At 64.6% G+C, this 19,779-nt stretch carries 5 protein-coding genes; 2 read left to right on the top strand and 3 right to left on the bottom strand.

The annotated features are described in order from the left end of the window. Positions 1-9,222, top strand: a 9,222-nt coding sequence (locus tag A5686_RS09445; protein ID WP_082947560.1) for a non-ribosomal peptide synthetase, incomplete at its 5' end; no start/stop codon positions are given. Between the two features lie 22 nt (positions 9,223-9,244). Here A5686_RS09445 and A5686_RS09440 read toward each other — a convergent pair. Next, positions 9,245-10,564 (bottom strand): hypothetical protein, encoded by a 1,320-nt coding sequence (locus A5686_RS09440; protein WP_156750018.1) that lies wholly within the window; start codon positions 10,562-10,564, stop codon positions 9,245-9,247. Positions 10,565-10,743: 179 nt separating this feature from the next. Beyond that, on the bottom strand, positions 10,744-17,088 hold the full coding sequence (gene pks2, locus A5686_RS09435) for a type I polyketide synthase (RefSeq protein ID WP_067933393.1): 6,345 nt from the start codon (positions 17,086-17,088) through the stop codon (positions 10,744-10,746). 673 nt (positions 17,089-17,761) lie between these two features. Between pks2 and A5686_RS09430 the strand changes: the two genes are divergently transcribed. Beyond that, a complete protein-coding gene (locus tag A5686_RS09430) occupies positions 17,762-17,992 on the top strand; it encodes an MbtH family protein (RefSeq protein ID WP_067933392.1) in 231 nt (76 codons plus the stop codon). 70 nt (positions 17,993-18,062) lie between these two features. On the opposite strand, the gene A5686_RS09425 is transcribed toward A5686_RS09430, so the two are convergent. Next, the gene (locus A5686_RS09425) at positions 18,063-19,496 is read right to left on the bottom strand and encodes a hypothetical protein (protein WP_067933390.1); all 1,434 of its coding nucleotides are present in this window, start codon (positions 19,494-19,496) and stop codon (positions 18,063-18,065) included. Between the last annotated feature and the right edge of the window lie 283 nt (positions 19,497-19,779).

Genomic DNA, 19,779 nt, shown 5'->3' with positions numbered 1-19,779 from the left:
GTCGGTGAGTTGTATGTGGCCGGTGTCGGCGTTGCGTATGGGTATGCGGGTCGGGCGGGGTTGACGTCGTCGCGGTTCGTGGCGTGTCCATTCGCTGGTGAGGGGGCGGCGGGGGCGCGGATGTATCGCACCGGGGATTTGGTGCGGTGGGGTCCCGATGGGCAGTTGCAGTATCTGGGTCGTGCCGATGATCAGGTGAAGATCCGTGGGTATCGCATCGAGTTGGGTGAGGTGCAGGCCGCGCTGGCCGGCCTGGATGGTGTGGCGCAGGCGGCGGTGATCGTCCGTGAGGACCGTCCCGGCGATAAGCGGTTGGTCGGCTATGTCACCGGGAGCGCGGATGCGGCCCGGTTGCGCGGTGCGTTGGCGGAGCGGCTGCCGGCCTATATGGTGCCGGCGGCGGTGGTGGTGCTTGAGGCGTTGCCGTTGACGGTCAACGGCAAGCTCGATCGGCGGGCGTTGCCGGCTCCGGAGTATGGCGATGTCGATCATTACCGGGCTCCGGGCAGCGCGGTCGAGGAGATCTTGGCCGGTATCTTCGCTCAGGTCTTGGGGCTGGACCGGGTCGGGGTCGATGAGTCGTTTTTCGATGTGGGCGGCGATTCCTTATCGGCGATGCGAGCCATCGCCGCGATCAATAAGACTCTGAAAGCCCATCTTTCGGTGCGCACGTTGTTCGAGGCGCCCACGGTAGCCGAATTGGCATCGCGCCTGGGCGACGGCGGCGCCGGGCTGGACCCGCTGGTGGCCGTGGAGCGGCCCGAGGTGGTGCCGTTGTCGTTTGCGCAGAATCGGTTGTGGTTCATCGATCAGTTGCAGGGCCCGTCGGCGGTGTACAACATGGCGGTGGCGCTGCGGCTGAGCGGGCGGCTGAATGCCGAGGCGCTGCAGGCGGCGCTGACCGACGTGGTGGGCCGTCATGAAAGCCTGCGGACATTGTTCCCGTCGGTGGACGGCGTGCCCCGGCAGCAGGTGATCCCGGTGGAGGAAGCCGGCTTTGGTTGGCAGGTCGTGGATGCTAGTGGCTGGTCGGCTGGCCGGTTGGAGCAGGCCATCGCCGCGGTGGTGCGTGAACCGTTCGATCTGACCTCTGAGATCCCTTTGCGGGCAAAGCTTTTGCGTGTTGCCGATGAGGAGCATGTGTTGGTGGCGGTGGTGCACCATATCGCCGCGGACGGCTTGTCGATGTCGCCGATGGTACGTGATCTGGGGCTGGCCTATGCCAGCCGGTGTGCCGGGCAATCCCCGGGTTGGGCGCCGTTGCCGGTGCAATACGTCGATTACACGCTATGGCAGCGCGAACAATTCGGTGAATTACAGGATCCGCACAGTCGGATCGCCGCCCAGCTGACTTACTGGGAAGACCTTCTGGCCGGGCTGCCCGAACGGCTTGAGTTGCCCACTGACCGGCCGTATCCGCCGGTGGCCGATTATCGCGGGGCCCGGACGGTGGTGGAGTGGCCGGCCGAGTTGCAGCAGCGGGTTGCTCGGCTGGCGGGTGAGCACAAGGCGACCAGCTTCATGGTGATGCAGGCCGCGCTGGCGGTGCTGCTGGCCAAGCTCAGTGCCAGTTCCGATGTGGCCGTAGGCTTTCCGATCGCCGGGCGGCGCGACCCGGCACTGGATGAACTGGTGGGCTGCTTCATCAACACCTTGGTGCTGCGCGTCGATTTGGCCGGCGACCCCACCATCGCTGAGGTATTGGCTCAGGTGCGCCAGCGCAGCCTCGCCGCCTACGAGCACCAAGATGTGCCGTTCGAGGTGCTGGTGGAGCGGCTCAACCCGGCCCGAAGCCTGAACCATCATCCGCTGGTGCAGGTGATGTTGGCCTGGCAGAACTTCGCCGGCGACCCCCCGGCGGAATCGGCGTTGGGCGATCTACACGCCACCCCGCTACCGGCAGACACCCATACAGCCCGTATGGACCTGACGTTCTCCGTGGGGGAACGTTGGACCGACGTAGGTGAGCCGGCCGGGATAGGCGGGATGGTGGAGTTCCGCACCGACGTGTTCGATGCGGCCAGCATTCAGATACTGATCGAGCGATTGGAACGGGTGTTGGCCGCCATGACCGCCGACCCGGCGCGGCGGTTGTCGTCGATCGATGTGGTCGACGAAGCCGAACGCGTGCGCATTGAGGACTGGGGTAACCGGGTGATGTTGATCCAGTCCGATCCGAGTGCGCGGCAATCGATTCCGGAATTGTTCGCTGCGCAGGTGGCGCGTGCTCCGGGGGCGGTGGCGCTGACGTTCGAGGGCCGGTCGGTGACTTACCGAGAGCTCGATGAGGCCTCGAACCGGTTGGCACATCTGTTGGTCGCCGGCGGTGTTGGCCCCGGAGAGCGTGTGGCGTTGTTGTTGTCGCGTTCGGCGGAGGCGATCGTGGCGATTTTGGCGGTGCTCAAGACCGGGGCGGCCTATGTGCCGATCGACCCGGTGGTTCCCGCGGCGCGGATCGAGTTCTTGCTCGGTGACGCCGCGCCGGTTGCGGCGATCACCACCAGCGCGCTGGTCGAGCGGCTCGATGGGCATGACGTGGCCGTCATCGAGGTGGACGATCCCCGTATCGCGGCCCAACCGCACACCGCATTGCCCACACCGGCGCCCGAGGACATCGCTTACCTGATCTACACCTCCGGCACCACCGGAGTCCCCAAAGGCGTTGCGATTACCCACTACAACGTGATCCAGTTGCTTGCCTCACTCGGCGCCGGGATGGAACTGGACGGGCTGGTGTGGTCGCAGTGGCATTCGCTGGCCTTCGACGTCTCGGTGTGTGAGATATGGGGTGCGCTTTTATGTGGCGGGCGCCTGGTGGTGATACCCGAGTCGGTGGCGCGTTCCCCGCAAGACTTCCACGCGTTATTAGTGGCGGAACACGTCAGTGTGTTGAGCCAGACCCCGTCGGCGTTTTATGCCTTGCAGACCGCTGATGCGCTAGCGCCGGGCCTGGGAGCTCAACTCAAATTGCGGGCCGTGCTGTTCGCCGGGGAAGCCCTCGAGCCGCGGCGATTGGGGAGGTGGCTAGACCAGCATCCGGGCTCGCCCCGGCTGCTGAACCTGTACGGAACGACCGAGACCACCGTGCACGCCTCGTTTCGGGAGATTGCGCCCGGTGACGTCTACAGTGCTGCCAGCCCGATTGGGGTGCCGTTGGCGCGACTCGCCTTCTTCGTGCTTGATCGCTGGTTGCGTCCGGTGCCTGCTGGGGTGGTCGGTGAGTTGTACGTGGCGGGTGCTGGGGTCGGTGTCGGCTATGTGGGTCGGTCGGGGTTGAGTGCGTCGCGGTTTGTGGCGTGCCCATTTGCCGGCCAAGAAGTATCGGGCCGACGGATGTATCGCACTGGGGATCGGGTGTGTTGGGGCCCCGATGGGCAACTGCGGTACCTGGGGCGCGTTGATGAGCAGGTCAAGATCCGCGGGTATCGCATCGAATTGGGTGAAGTGCAGGCGGCGTTGGCCGGCCTGCACGGGGTCGAGCAGGCGGCGGTGATCGCGCGGGAAGACCGTCCAGGCGACAAGCGCCTCGTCGGCTACATCACCGGTGCGGCCGATCCGGTCGAAGTGCGTGCCGCGCTGGGCGAGCGGTTGCCGGTGTACATGGTTCCGGCCGCGGTCGTGGTGGTGGAGGCATTGCCACTGACGGCGAACGGGAAATTGGATAAGCGGGCTCTACCCTCGCCCGAGTACGCGACCGGCGATCTGTACCGTGCCCCGTCCACGTTGACTGAGGAGATCCTGGCCGGCATTTACGCCCAAGTGCTGGGGCTGGAGCGGGTCGGCGTCGACGATTCGTTCTTCGAGCTGGGCGGCGACAGCATCTTGTCCATGCAGGTGGTCGCCCGGGCGCGGGCGGCGGGCCTGGTGTTTCGGCCTCGTGACGTCTTTGTCGAACAGAGCGTGGCGCGACTGGCTCGGGTGGCAGGGGCGGTTGAGGGCGCCGGTGATCCGGTTGACGAGGGCGTCGGGCCGGTCGTCGCGACGCCGATCATGCGCTGGTTGGCCAGCGTGGATGGCCCGGTCGAGCAGTTCAATCAGACGGTGGTGATGCAGGCCCCGGCGTTGGTTGATGAGGCCGATGTGGTGGCGGTGGTGCAAGCGCTGTTGGACCGGCATGCCATGTTGCGGCTGCGCGCTGTCGATGACGGTGCTGGGCATTGGTTGTTGAGGGTGCCCGAACCGGGTCACGTGGATGCCCGCGACTGCGTGCGGGTGGTTGAGGCTTTGTCCGACGAGGCGTTGGTCGCGGCGCGGTCACGATTGAATCCGGCCGCCGGGGTGATGCTCAGCGCGGTGTGGGCGGGTTCGACTCGGCAGCTGGCGTTGGTCATTCACCACTTGGCGGTGGATGGAGTTTCGTGGCGGATTTTGATAGAGGACCTCAATCTGGGGTGGGCGCAGCGTCGCGGTGGGCAGCCGATAGCACTTCCGGCCGCCGGAACGTCGTTTGCCAGGTGGTCGGCGTTGCTGGAAGCGCACGCCAGTAGTCCCGCGGTGGTGGGTCAGCTCGAGGCTTGGCGGCAGGTGGCTGCCGCACCGGCGGTGCTGGCGGCGGTGCAGCCCGCGGTGGACACCTTTGCCGCGGCGGGCCATTTGTCGGTCTCGCTCGATGTCGAGACCACCCGAATGCTGGTGGGAGAGGTGCCAACGGCGTTTCATGCCGGGGTGCACGACATTTTGTTGATCGCATTCGGGTTGGCTGTGGCCGAGTTCGTGGGCAGCGGTGGGGGGCCAATCGGCATCGACGTGGAGGGGCATGGCCGTCACGAGGAACTGGCCGCTGATGTGGACCTGACGCGCACGGTGGGGTGGTTTACCACCAAGTATCCGGTCGCGATGAGCGTCGGGGGATTGGCCTGGGGTGAGGTCATGGCCGGCGAGCCGGCTTTGGGTGCGCTGGTCAAAGACGCCAAGGAGCAGCTGCGTGCCCTGCCCGACCCGTTGGGCTACGGTCTGTTGAGGTATGTGAACCCCGATGTCGAGTTGGCCGGCTCCGACCCCGTGATCGGGTTCAACTATCTGGGCCGACTGGGAACGGCAGCCGACGTTTCCCACGATCAGTGGCGCGTTTGTCAGGATGTCGTGTCGGTCACCCGTGCGGCCGCGGCCATACCGATGCCGCTGATGCACACCGTCGAGCTCAACGCCGGCACCCTGGACACCGAAGCCGGTCCACGGCTGCACGCGAATTGGACCTGGGCGCCGTCGGCGGTGGATCGCGAGCAGGTCAGTCGGTTGGGCCGGTTGTGGTTCGAAGCCCTAGCCGGGATCTGCGCGCATGTCCGCAACGGCGGGGGAGGGTACACGCCGTCGGATTTCGCTCCCACTCATCTGACTCAACAACAACTCGATGAGCTACAGCGCCAGCAGCATATCGCCGACGTACTGCCGTTAACCCCGCTGCAGCAGGGTCTGCTATTTCATGCGGGCGCCAGCTCCGGTCCCGACCACGACGTATATGCGGTGCAGCTGGACTTCACCGTGACCGGTGCGCTCGATACCGATCGGCTCCGCGCGGCGCTGCATACGGTAATAGCCCGACACCCCAACCTGGCCGCCCGGTTCTCGACCCAATTCGAAGAGCCAATGCAAATCATCCCCGCCGATCCGGTGGTGCCCTGGCGGTATATCGACCTGCGTCCAAACGGCGTGAGCATTGACGAGCAGGTCCAAGACGTGCGCACCGCTGAACGCATCGCGGTATGTGACCTGGCCGAGCAGTCCGCTTTTCGGGCGGTGCTGATCCGCACCGCACCAGACCGGCACCGGTTTGTCCTGACCAATCACCACATCGTGCTTGATGGCTGGTCGCTGCCGATCCTGCTGCAGGAGATCTTTGCCAGTTATTACGGACGTCCGCTGCCCGCGGCCGTACCCTATCGCAACTTTGTCGCCTGGCTCACTGCACGGGATCGCGCTGCGGCCCAGGCGGCTTGGCGCGAGGTACTGGCCGGCCTGGATGCCCCCACTCTGGTGGGTCCGCCGGGCCGGCTCGGTCAGGCGCGGCGATGCGCCGCATGGTTTGAGGTGGCGGAGAACATCACCCAGGCTGTGAGCGACCTGGCGCGTTCGCGTCACACGACCGTCAACATCGTGTTGCAGGCGGCATGGGCGCAGATGTTGATGCGATTGACCGGCCAGCATGACGTGGTCTTCGGTACCGCCGTCTCGGGGCGGCCGCCGGAATTGGTCGGCGCCGACTCGATGGTGGGACTGCTCATCAACACGGTCCCCGTACGGGCACACATCACCACCGCGACCACCGGCGCTGACCTGCTGGATCAACTGCAGGACGCCCACAATTGCACGCTGGAGCACCAGCATCTGGCGTTGCCCGAGATCCACCGACTCACCGACCACGACCAGTTGTTCGACTCCATGTTCATCTACGAGAACTATCCGGTCGACACCGAGGCGCTAACCGGCGACTACGACCTGACCATCACCGAGGTCAATACCAGCGAATCCACCCACTACCCGCTGGCTGTTGCCGCCATGCCGGGTCATGAAATAGGCCTTCGTGTCGAGTACGACGCCGACGTGTTCGACACAGCCGGCATCGAGGCACTGTTCGCGCGGTTCCAGAAGGTGCTGGTCGCCATGACCGCCGACCCCACCCGGCCGTTGTCGTCGATCGATCTGCTCGACGCCGACGAGCACGCCCGTCTGAACACGTGGAGCAACCGCGCAGTGTTGACCCACCTTGCGCCGGCGTCCGTGTCTATTCCGGCGGTCTTTGCCGCGCACGTAGAGCGTGCCCCGGAAGCGGTGGCGCTCACGTGCGAGGGCCGCTCGATGACGTACCGCGAACTCGACGAGGCAGCGAATCGATTGGCGCACCTGTTGGCCGGCCATGGTGTACGTGCAGGGCAGGTGGTTGCGCTGCTCCTACCGCGCTCGGCGGAGGCGATCGTGGCGATCCTGGCGGTGCTCAAGACCGGCGCGGCCTATCTGCCGATCGACCCCGCGGTGCCAGTGGCGCGTATCGAGTTCATGGTGGCCGATGCAGTGCCGATCGCGGCGATCACCACTTCGGATCTGCGGGCGCGATTGGGTGGCTCAGACTTGCTGATCATCGATGTCCACGACACCCGCATTCCCAGCTTTCCGGCTACGGGATTGCCGGCACCCGCCCCCGACGACATCGCTTACCTTATTTACACATCGGGCACAACGGGTGTGCCCAAGGGTGTGGCCGTCTCTCACCACAACGCCGTCCAACTTCTCGAGGTGGTCGATAGGCACTTGCCGACGCCGGGCGCCTGGGCTCAGTGCAAATCCCTGGCTTTCGACGTTTCGGTGTCGGAGATTTTCTTCGCGTTGCTGCATGGGGGGCGCCTGGTTGTGGTGCCCGAGCACGTGGCGCGCTCACCGGAAGACTTCAAGGCGTTGCTGCTCGCTGAGAACGTCGACGTGTTCACCGAAACCCCTTCTGCTCTCGCGGCGCTTTCCCCGGAGGGTTTGGAGGCGCTGGCCGTGATGGTGGCCGGTGAAGCCTGCCCGGCCGAGGTTGTGGATCGATGGGCGCCGGGTCGGCTGATGGTGAATGCGTACGGTCCGACCGAGACCTCGATGGGCGTAGCTTTCAGTGCACCCCTTGCACCGGGAACCGGCCTCGTGCCGATCGGCGCGCCGGTGCTCCAGGCGGCGTTGTTTGTTCTGGACGCCTGGTTGCGCCCCGTTCCGGCCGGCGTGAAAGGCGAGTTGTATGTCGCCGGTGCCGGAGTCTCATATGGGTACCTGAATCGGGCGGGGCTGAGCGCCTCGCGGTTTGTGGCGTGTCCGTTCGCCGGCGCGGGGACGCCCGGAGCACGGATGTATCGGACCGGGGATCTGGTGTGTTGGGCGCCCGACGGCCAGTTGCAGTACTTCGGTCGTGCCGATGAACAGGTCAAGATCCGCGGCTATCGAATCGAGCTGGGTGATGTCCAAGCGGCTTTGGCCGAAATCGACGGAGTGGACCAGGCGGTGGTCATCGCTCGCGAAGACCGCCCCGGTGACAAGCGTCTAGTCGGGTATGTCACTGGCACGGCCGATCCGCGGATCGCTCGCGCCAAACTAGCCGAGCGGCTGCCGGCCTACATGGTGCCGGTCGCCGTGGTATCGGTGAGAGCGTTTCCCTTGACGCCCAACGGAAAACTCGACCGGCGAGCCTTGCCGGTGCCCGAATATGTCGTCGCCGAACGCTACCGCGCTCCGGCTAACACGATCGAGGAGATTCTGGCCGGCATCTTCGCTCAAATTCTCGGGCTGAACCGCGTCGGCGTCGACGATTCGTTCTTCGACCTCGGTGGCGATTCATTGTTGGCGATGCGCGTGATCGCCACTATCAACAAGACGTTGGATGCCCACCTTGCGGTGCGCACCATATTGGACGCACCCACGGTGAGAAGCCTGAGTGAGCAACTGAGCAGTGATGACAACGCGGCGGAGTTGCTCCCGATCGAGGTGCTCAAGAAGGGCACGGGCATCCCACTGTGCTGTGTTCACGAAGGTCTCGGCCTCAGCTACGCGTACCGGGTGTTGGGCGATTACTTGAATTGCCCGATCATCGGAATAAACCAAATCCCGGACACGGGCGAAGTTGGGCGCCAATCGATCCGTGACATGGCGAAGGATTATGCGGATCGTCTGCAGGCCCTTTATCCCGTGGGACCGTACAACCTTCTCGGCTGGTCTTTCGGCGGACCCGTGGCGCATGAACTGGCCGTCGAACTTCGCCGACGTGGCTGTGAAGTCCAGCGTCTGATAATGCTGGACCCGGTGCTCGACAACAGCGGTCGCCTGGATACCGGGGGAGCTGACGAGGAGATCCAAGGGGAGAGTCGCATCCTGGACCTCACCTTGCGATCCAACCGTATCGATATCCCCGAACACGCGGAGCCTCTCACCTACGAGCGGGCAGAGGATTTAATCCGCCGGCAGGGAAAGACAGTGGAGTCGATTCTTCCGCCGCGGCAGATCTTCGAGTTCGTGGTTGAAAATTACAATTCGAACGGGTCGCACCTGCGGGAACATGTGCCCGGGGTGTTCGATGGCGATGTGACCATATTCTCCGCGCGGCGAGACGAAGGCAACGGGTCGTCGGACCCCCGAAATTGGGACCCGTACGTGGCAGGTGCCATCACGGTGTATCCGGTGGACTGCGGCCATGACGACATGATGGCCAGCGAATCGCTCGCGTTGTACGGGGAACAACTCAAACTCGCCCTGAGTCCGTAACGCGGCTCGCGTCGCCGGGCCGTCAGCTGATTTCGCCGGTCAGGGTGAACCCGTCCAGCGTGCGCGCAGCGCGCTCGCGCATGGCGAGCTTCGTGTTCTCGGCGCCCGGCTGGTAGGCGCCGATGCTGATGACGATTCTGCTGTGCAGGCGCCAAGACTGCACAGTCATCAGGCCGCCCGTGCGCTCGAGCCACTGTTGTGTCAGGTGTTGGAAACCCAGTCGCCCCGTGACGAACTCGGCGTCGCTGCCATCGAGGCGGCACACCACTGAGCCCAAGTCGCCAAGGTTGGAGCACAGCACGGGAAGCGCCTCGCTGAGCATCGCGTAGTCCAGTGCGCTCAGCCGTTTCAACACCCGTTTCGGTATGAAGGGGATTAGCGAAGCGACTCGCGCGGAATCCTCGGTGGGTGTTTCCCGCAGGGTGACCAGCGCTTCCTTGATCGCGGCACGCACGTCACGCAGGTCGGTCGTCACCCGCGTCGGGTCGATGCTGACCCGCGCGAACGCCACAGCGTTTGCGCGCATGTCGCTCTCGGTCCTGGTGCTGATGGGGAGTTGCACCGTGACGGTATCGTCACCGGCGCGTCGCCGCCCTACGTGCTCCGCGAATTTCGCCACGAACCCGGCGAGCAGCGTCTTACTCGTTCCGCCCAGCGCCTCCGCGCAGGCATCCCAGTCAGCGAGGTCGACCAAAACGGTGACGGTCGGCACGACGACAACGGGATCAGCAGCATTGTTTTCGTCGCTTACCTTGAGGGCGGGCGGTCGCGATGCCTGTGATTTCGCGGTGTTCTGCCGCTGATTGCGGGCCTGTCTTGCCGCCGCGACAAGCGCGCGGCCAAGTTCGGGCGCCTGCTGCGCTGTTTGACGGGCATCCTCGATCAGCGCGCGCAGTCGAGTGCGCGAATGTGGCGGTGGGTATCCAAATTCATGCGTGATGCCCGAAAGGGCCTCGATTCCCGACACGACAAGTCCGAGACCGTCGAGCAAGTAATGGGAGATCACCAGGCTTACCGCGGTCGAGCCATCGGTCAGTGGAAGCACGCCCAGATGCCAGCCGGGGCCGGACTCCGGGTCAACCGGGATCTGTGAACGCTCGTCTGCCCAGTCGCTGACCTCGGCGCGTGGGCGGGGGCGCTCCGCAACATCAATGTCCGTCGGACCGCGGTCTAGTACCCACCGATAGCGGGCGAACGGCAGCGGGGAACGCTCGATGCGCCTTCCCAGCAACCCATGACCGAGATTGTGATGAAATCGCCTCAGCCCGTCCAAATCAAGAGGATGCTCATACAACCACACGACCTGCATGACTTGCTTGGGCCCGGTGACGCGCTGCCCCATGAACAACGCTTGGTCCACGTAGGCGAGGCGATTGTCCAGGCCCGCAACACCGTTGACTGCGCTGCCTTCGGGGGTTCGCGCAGGAAGTATCCGCAGTGACACTGATCAGCCTTCCAAATCGTTTCGACATTGCGCGAGCGCATCGTAATTTTAAGCGGCCGTTGGCATTTGACGGCTATTTACCTTGATTCTGCGAGCCTTTCGCACAGCATTCCCGCCAGGCCGCGTACCGTGCCCACGTCGACGAGCTCGGTTGAATTGATGCGTATTCCTGTTTCGGTCTCGATGCGGGTGCGTAGTTCCAGCGCGCCGAGTGAGTCCATTCCGTACTCGGAGAGCGGCCGGTCGACATCCACGTTTCGACGCAGGATCAGGCGGACCTGATCGGAGATCAGGCTCAACAGCCGGGTGGGCCGCTCATCGAAGGGCAATCCCTCGAGCTCGGCTCGCAATCTGGAACCCGTCGTGGTCTGCCCAGTCGAACGGAACGCTTCGGCGAAAGGACTGTGCTGGGCGAAGGCGGTCACTGAAGTGCCCATAACCGCATAGCCGGTGTAGGTGCGCTCATGGCGCAACAGCGTTTCGAACGCATAAGCGCCCTCATCGGCCGCAATGACGATGTCGACGTCACCCGGGGTGGTGGCGGGGTCGAGCGGACCCCACTGGCCCCAGGCGATCGCATTGGCCGGCAGGCCCTTCGCGCGCCGCCACAGGCTGAAGGCGTCTAACCAGCTGTTGGCCGCGGCGTAGGCACCTTGACCCGGCGAGCCCACCAGAGCGGCTGCCGAGGAGAACGAACAGAACCAATCCAACGGCTGTCCAGCGGTGGCATGGTGCAAATGCCATGCTCCGTAAACCTTTGGCGCCCAGCTTCGTTCGATGAGTTCGTCGGTGGTATCGGTCAAGGCCGCGTCCTCGGTCACCGCCGCCGCGTGCACCACTCCGCGTAACGCCAGGCCGGTCGCCGTTGCCGCCATGACCAGACGCCGAGCCGTAGCCGGCTCGGCGATGTCGCCACACTCCACCACGAGGTCGGCGCCCATCGCGCGGATGCGCTCAATCCTGTCGAGGGCCTCGGGAGCCGGCTGCGAGAGCGAACACAACACGATGCGTCCGCAGCCCTCCCCGGAGTCGGGAGACGCCATCCTCTCGGCCAGGAACAGACCCAGGCTCCCGAGTCCACCGGTGATGATGTACGCGCCGTCGTCGCGGAAGACTCGGGCCGCCGGCGGCGGCACGATTACCGGCGTGCGCCCGGTGCGGGGGATGTCTAGTAGGAGTTTTCCGGCGTGTCGGGCGTCGCGCATCGCGCGAATTGCGTTGGCGGCGTCCTCCAGTGGGTAACGCGTATTCTGCGGCGTCGGCAGCACGCCATCCGCGGTGAGTTGGTACACCTCGCTCAACAACGTGCGAAGCCGGTGTGGGTGGGTCTCGGCCATCGACGCCAGATCCACGGCGTAGAACGCGAGGTTGCGCCGTGACGACCCAAACCCCATTGGGATCTCGCCGTAGCTGCCATGTTTGCCGATGTCAATGAATCGTCCGCCGTGGGCGAGCAATTCGATTCCCGCGCGCTGGCCTGCACCGGTGAGCGAGTTGAGTACAATGTCGACCCCGTAGCCGTCGGTGTCACGGCGTATCAGGTCGGCGAATTCGACGCTTCGTGAGTCATAGACATACTCGATACCCATGTCGTGCAACATGTTTCGGCGCTGCTCATTACCGGCAGTCACGAAGATCTCGGCTCCCGCCGCGCGGGCGATCGCGATTGCCGCCTGTCCGACACCGCCAGTACCCGAGTGAATCAATACCTTGTCGTTGCTGTCGATGTGGGCGAGTTCGTGCAGTCCGTACCAGGCTGTGGCCGTCGGGGTGGTCACCGCGGCCGCCTGCTCGTCAGAAAGCCCCGCCGGCAGAGTGACGGCCGAGCGGGCATCACAGGTAAGGAACGTGCCCCACGAACCGGTGTGGCACAGTCCGCCAACATGGTCGCCCACCTTATGGTCGGCGACACCCGATCCCACCGCTGTCACCACCCCCGCGAAGTCGGTGCCGAGCTGCGTTGAGCGGCCATCGAATTCGGGCGAGGTGAGGCGACCGGACGCTAGGAGGACGTCGGTGTAATTGACGCCGGACGAGCTGACTGCGACCTCGATCTGTTTCGGTCCGGGCGCAACCCGTTCGCAGGCAACGAGTTCCATCGACTCCAAAGCGCCGGGTGTGCGGATCTGCAGGCGCATCCCGTCGCGCTCGTGGTCTGCAACGGTGGTGCGACGCTCTTCGGGAAGCAGTGGACTGGGTGACAACCGCGCTGTGTACCATTCGCCGTTGCGCCAGGCGGTTTCGTCCTCCTCGGATCCGCCCTCGAGTTGCCGGGCGAGATGTTCGGCTTCGGTGTCGGCATCCAGATCGACATGGGTGACTCGCAAGTGTGGATGCTCCGCGCCGACCACTCGGATCAGACCCCGGAGCCCAGCCTGTTCCAGGTTCGGTTCATCACCGGCGAGCACCGTTTGGGCGGTGCGGGTCACGACGTATAGGCGAGACGACTCACCCGGGATATCCGGCAGTTCGCGGATGATTCGTACCAGATGCTGCACACACTGGCGGCCCATCGAGGGATCGGCGTCATCACCGCTTCGCGGTCCCATGAGCACCACTACGCCGGTAAACCCGGTGCGGTGCAGATGCTGTCGAAGCTGTCGGCTGTTTACGGCGTGGTCAGCGTGCGGTGTCCAGGACATGGTGGTGCATTGCGCGCCATGACTTTTCAGGGCGTCGGGCAAATCGGTGGCCAAAACATCTGCGACGGCGGTGGTGCTGATCAACAGCCAGCTTCCGGGGTGAACGTATTCCACGCCCGGCAGTTCTCGCTGTCGCCATTTGATGGTCAACAGCCGCTCGGCCAGTACCCGGTCTTTCTTGTCTTTTTCGGAAAGACCGGTGTCCAACCGCAACCCCTGCGCGGCGAGCAGGATCCCCCCGTGCTCGTCGAGCACCTCGAGATCAGCCTCGATCCCGGAGCTGTCGGCATTCGACACGCGTGTATAGCAATAGCGCGGGTTGCGAGCCGCGCCGTAGGCGCGTAACCGCCGGATGCTTTGCGGCAGCGCCAACACGTTCCCGGCAATCGCCCGCATTGCCGGATGGGCCGCGACCGATTGAAAGCAGGCATCCAACAATGCCGGGTGCGCGGTGTAACCGTGTTGGTGGGAGCGGATTTGGCGGGGGAGTGCGACCTCGCCCAGGACGCTGTCGCTACCTTCGCCCGTATGCACCACGCCAAGACCGGTGAACGCCGGGCCGTATTGGACCCCCTGCTCTTCCAGGCGCTTGCGCACCTCGGCGCCGTCCTCACTGTGCGGGTGGGCGGCAAGAAGCGCGGCAATGTCGTGGGCGGCGCTTGGTCCGTCGTCAGCGGCGTGCAGGACTGCCTTGCTCAGCCGGCTTTTCTCCCCTCTCCGGGATGCCTCTACCCTGAACTCGACCGCGCCCGAGAACGACAACGACGCCGAAGCGCCGATCGTAGTCTGCTCATCCAGCGGCAGCGCCTGCTCGAATCGGATGTCGCGCACTTCCGAGGTCTCGCCCAGCACCGTGCGCGCGGCGGCCAGCGCCATCTCGCAATGGGCCGCCGCGGGAAGCGCAGCGACAGATTGGATGTGGTGGTCCTTCAGCCATGGTTGGGCGGCGGTACCGACCTCTCCTTGCCAGACGTGGCGCTCCGGCTCTTCCTGCAAGCGCACGTGCGCACCCAGTAGCGGGTGTACCGACACAGTGCAACCGGCTGAAGGGGCGGCGGAGTGCGGATCGTCGCGGTCCAACAGCAGCCGACGGTGCGTCCACGTTGGCAGGGGCGCGTCTACCAGACGGCCGCTCGGATAGAGCGCGGAGAAGTCAACCGCTGCGCCCGCACTGTGCAGATCCGCGAGGAGGCTGCGCAGCCCGTGCGGCAGTGCTCGATCGCGTCGCACACCCGCCACAGCGGCGATCGACACGTCGAGGCTGCGAGCGTTCTGTTCGAGCGGGGCGTCGAGCAGGGAATCCGCTGTCAGCTCGGCGAATACCCGGTAGCCGTCCTGCATTGCGGCCTGGACCGCCGCGGCGAACCGCACCGTGCGCCGGAAATTGTCCACCCAGTAGCGGGCATCGAACGCCGGCAGCTCACGCGGGTCGAACTGGCTTGTCGAGTAGAAGGGTACTTCTGGCGTTGTCGGGGCCAGCTCGGCCAGCGCCTCCGATAGTTCATCAAGAATGGGTTGGACCAGCGGGGTATGCCATGCCAGGTCGGTGGCCAGCTCGCGAGCCATCACTGCCCGAGCTTGCCATGTGCCCACCAGTTCGCGCACGGTCTCAGCGGTCCCGCCGATGATCGTGGACTGCGGTGAAGCCACCACGGAGATCACAACGTCCCTGATCCCACCGGCCATCAACTCGGAAAGCACCTGTTGCGCAGGCATTTCCACCAACGCCATTGCTCCGGAATCGGCGAGGCGCGCCATCAGCCGAGAGCTACGGCAGACGACGCGTACCCCGTCCGCCAGCGATAGCGCCCCCGCAGCCACTGCCGCCGCGGTCTCGCCGAGCGAGTGCCCGATCACCGCGCCGGGGGGCGCCCCGTAAGACTTCATGGTGGCCGCCAACGCGACCTGCATGGCGAACAGAGTCGGGTGCAACCGGTCTACGCCGGATATCACCTCGGGCGCTGTCATTGCGTCGGTTACCGAAAATCCCGACTCCTGCGCGATCAGTGGCTCGGCCGCCGCGATGGTGGCAGCAAACACAGGCTCGTTGGCCATCAGCTCGGCCCCCATGGCCGGCCACAGGGATCCGTTACCGGAGAACACCCAGACCGGGCCCCGATCGTCGCGTCCAACCGCGGCCAGATACGTAGTGCCGCCGTCGGCGACTTCGCGCAACTTGGCCCCTGCATCGTCGAGGCTGTCGGTGACGATCGTGGTTCGCACCGGGCGGTGTCCACGACGGCGCGACAGGGTATAAGCCAAATCGGGCAGCGCCACCTCGTCCTCTGATCGCACCCAATCGGCTAATCTGCCTGCGGTACGGCGCAACTCGTCGGCTGAGGTGGACGATAGCGGCAAGAGTAACGGTGGCTGGAGGGGCGACGTGGCCGCGTGGGCTGCTGCGACGGATTCAGAAGTCGCGGGAGCTTGTTCCAAGATTGCGTGGGCATTGGTACCCGAGAACCCGTAGGCCGACACGGCTGCCCGTCGTGGTTGAAGACCATCGCTGGGCCACGGCGTATTTGACTGTGGCACAAAGATATTTGTCTCGGCTTGCGCGAGTTCGTCTGGCAGGCGGGTAAAGCGTAGATTCCCGGGTATCACGCCGTGCCGCAGCGCCAGCGCCGCTTTGATCAAGCCCAGCGTTCCCGAAATCGATTGGCTGTGCCCAAAGTTCGTCTTCAGCGAGCCGAGTGCGCAGGGACCGGCAGTTCCATAAACCTCTGCCAGGCTTGCGAATTCGGTCCGATCACCCGCCGGGTCGCCGCTGCCGTGCGCCTCCACCATGCCGACGCTGCCGGCGTCCACGCCTGCCGCAGCCAAGGCCGTCCGGTAGGCCGCCACTTGCGCGGGTCGCGACGGCGTGGTGACGGCCGCGGATCGGCCACCGTTGTTCACCGAGGTACCTCGTATTACGGCCAAGATCCGGTCTCCGTCGCGCAACGCATCCGGTAACCGCTTGAGCAGCATCATCGCGCTGCCCTCGCCGATTGCGAAACCATCGGCGGCGACGTCGAATGCGTGGCAGCGCCCTGTCGCTGACAGTACGCCGCTCGCTGAAGCGGCGGCGTATCTCCGTGGATCCAGCGTCAGCGAAACGCCACCCGCCAGCGTCAGGTCGCATTCGCTGTCGTGCAGGCTGCGGCATGCGAGATGCACAGTGACGAGCCCAGACGAACATGCGGTATCGACGGTTATCGCCTGACCTCGTAGGTCCATGGCGTAGGCGATTCGTCCGGACGCCATGCTGCGGCTATTACTCAAGAATGCGTACGCGCCCTCCTGAAGGTCGGTGTCGGCTGCCATCGACAGATAGTCGTCGTGCGATAAACCCACGTAGACGGCGGTCCGCGACCCGGCCAAATTCGCCGGGTTGAGACCCGCGTGTTCCACTGCCTCCCAAGACGTTTCCAGCAGCAGGCGATGCTGCGGGTCGATTGCGGTCGCTTCCCGCTCCTCGATTCCGAAGAATTCGTAATCGAACCCTGCCACGTCGTCGAGGAAGGAGCCCCACTTGGACACCGACCGGCCCGGCACCCCGACCTCCGGGTCGTAGTATTCCTCGGCATTCCAGCGATCGGCCGGGATTTCGGTGATCAGGTCGTCGCCGCGCAGCAACGCGTCCCACAACCGGTCCGGTGAGTCGATTCCCCCTGGAAGTCGGCATGCCACACCGATAATGGCAACCGGGGTGGCAGGCCTGGCGGTCGCACCGGGCGAACAATTCAATGAATCCGACCGACGTGCGTCATCTTCATTGATGGCCCGGAATGCAACCATTCCGCCTCCTTACGGGCAATGACCACTGGCATTGCCCCCACTGCTTGACTCAAGATCTGCAGATCCCCCGACTGCCATCTCCACCACCGACGCCTATTGACCCTCCTCAAGTCGGCGCTTCGGTGCCGCAACCGGCGTAGATGGCAGGGAGATGGTAATACGCACGCGGCAGGCGAATATAAAAAAACGATAAGATCGTTACCTAACCGTGATATTAGCTGGGCTGCCTTCATTGGGAAGTCTGTTAACGGATAGGGAAAGCGTGATGAAGTCCGCCGTTTCGGATGTCATCCGACCATGACGCGCCAGCGCTCGGCAAAGATGTTGACGGATGCACGGCCGCGGATCAGTCCAGCTGAGCGCCTACGTGGGCGTCAATAAACGAAATCTCCCCAATCAGCGCTCTGGTGTGGCTACCGAGACGTATCCGGTGGCGCGCTGCCGGGGCACGCGTCGGCTTGACGTGCACACCGCCAACCGCGTCGCGGGAGTGACGGAGTGTTTGCTCGCGGCACCTGACCGCTCGGACCGCGACCCGCCAAGGCGAGCCGCGTGTCAAGGCAGGGCCGCGTCGCGGAGTCAACAAATCAGGGGAGACCCCGCACAACGCTGCGCGCCTCCACTATGGTTTGTAACGGTCTTACTCACCTCGACTAGGCGGGCTGGAGAACTTGTGAGCATTAATCCATTCGACGACGACAGCGGCAGCTTTTTTGTCCTGGTTAACGACGAGGAACAGCACAGCTTGTGGCCCACCTTCGCCGATGTCCCGTCCGGCTGGCGGGTGGTGTACGGCGAAGCGGACCGCGCCGCATGCCTCGAATACATCGAACAGAACTGGCCCGACATACGGCCGAAGAGCCTTCGCGACAGATTGGCGGCCAACCGCGCCTCTGACGGTTGAACCGCCTGGTCCTCATCTAGCGGCAGCGCGCCGGCGAATCAGTCACGTTCGCCCGGAGTCGGGCGGTTCGTCAATCGATCTCGCCGGTGAGGTCGAACTCAGCCAGCGTCCGCGCGGCGAGCTCACGCAAGGCGGGCTTTGTGTTCTCGCCGCCCGGTCGGTAGGCCTCCACGGTGATGCCAACCTTGTCGCCGATGCGCCAAGACTGAATCGTCAATTGCCCGCCCGCTCGCTCAAGCCATCGTCTGGTGACGTCCTGGCCGATCACACGTATGAGGTGGAGCGGATAGAGTACGCCGGAGATGGTGGCGTACTCGGTTTCATTGTGGGCGAGCGCCAAGACCATCGGACCGAGGTCGCGCAAATTCGAACAGAACACTGGAAGATCGGGATCGTCGACTGCCGCGTCGGCCAACCGTTTCAGCAACCGTTTCGGCGCAAATGGGGCCAGCCATAAGAGCTGGCGCTCGTCTTCATCTGGCGTTTCGCGCAGCGTGGTCAGCGCCTGCTTGAGTGCAGCGCGGACGTCGCGCAGATCCGTCGTGACCCCCGTCGGGTCCACGCTGACGCGCGAAAACGACACCGCGACCGCACGCGTATCGTCTTGCGTGCGTTCGCTCATCGGTAGTTGCAAAGTGACGGCGCCGTCGCTGGCGCGTCGCCGGCCGACGTGCTCGGCGAGTTTTGCTGCCAACCCGGCGACCAACGTGTCACTCGTTCCGCCAAGCGCCTTGGCCCGGGCGTCCCAAGCCTCCGCGTCGATGTGGATCGTGATAACCGGCACAACGGCGATTTCATCGCCATCACTTCCATCTAGCACGACGGGTCGTGGCGCTGGTGCTTGGGCAGTGTCGCGGCGCTGACGACGGGCCAGTCTTGCCGCCGCGCGAAGCGCCCGCGCCGACTGTGGGACGTCCTGCGCTGTTTGGCGGGCATCCTGTAGTACGGCGCGTAGCCGAGTTTGCGAACGTGGCGGTGGGTAGCCAAGATCGCGGCCGATCTCCAGTGCTGCCTCAGCTATCGTCAGCGCCAGCCCGAAACCGTCTACGAGGTAATGGGATATCACCAGGCTGACCGCGTGGGAGCCGTCCGAAAGTGGAACGACACCGAGATGCCACCCGGGCCCCCGTTCCAAGTCAATCGGCAGCTGCGCGCGTTCGTCAGCCCAATCGGTGAGTTCCGCGCGCGGGCGGGCACGCTCCGCGATGTCGATGTCTGCCGGCCCCGGATCTGAGACCCACCGATGACGGGCTAGTAGCGGCGAGCGCTCGATGCGCCGTCCCGCCAACCCGTTGGCGAGATTGCGCCTTAATCTCCTCACGCTGTCGATGTCGAAAGCATCGTCATAGATCCACACAACCTGGATTACTACGCTTCGGCCGATGGCGCGATGCTGCGCGTACAGAGCGTGGTCCATGATGTCGAGCCGATGGTCCGGCCGCCCATCACCGTTGGTTGCACGGCGGGCCAAGGATGCGCGTGCACGGCGTATACGAGAAGGCACTAATCAGAGCCTTCGCAAAGATGGATCGGGTTCCGCGTGCTGCCTTCTGGGGCGTACATCTCATGTCGGAAGGCGATAATGTGCGGCATGAGATAGCCCGCGGTGGGGCCGAACCAACGCATCGCATCAGAGTAACCGATCCCTATCGCGGCATGGACGAGTTCGCATCAAGGCATAGTCCAACTAGACGATCCGCAGCTACGACACAAGCCTTCGAGCATTGATCAAGCGTGCCTATCGAATTGAGTGCCGTGGCATCATCACCAGACCTTCTTGGGCTTTT

Origin of the sequence: Mycobacterium sp. E2479, from assembly GCF_001667925.1 — a bacterium.
Classification (GTDB): Bacteria; Actinomycetota; Actinomycetes; order Mycobacteriales; family Mycobacteriaceae; genus Mycobacterium.
Note: the sequence above shows the minus strand (reverse complement) of the source record. Positions and strands in the feature narration are given on the sequence as shown.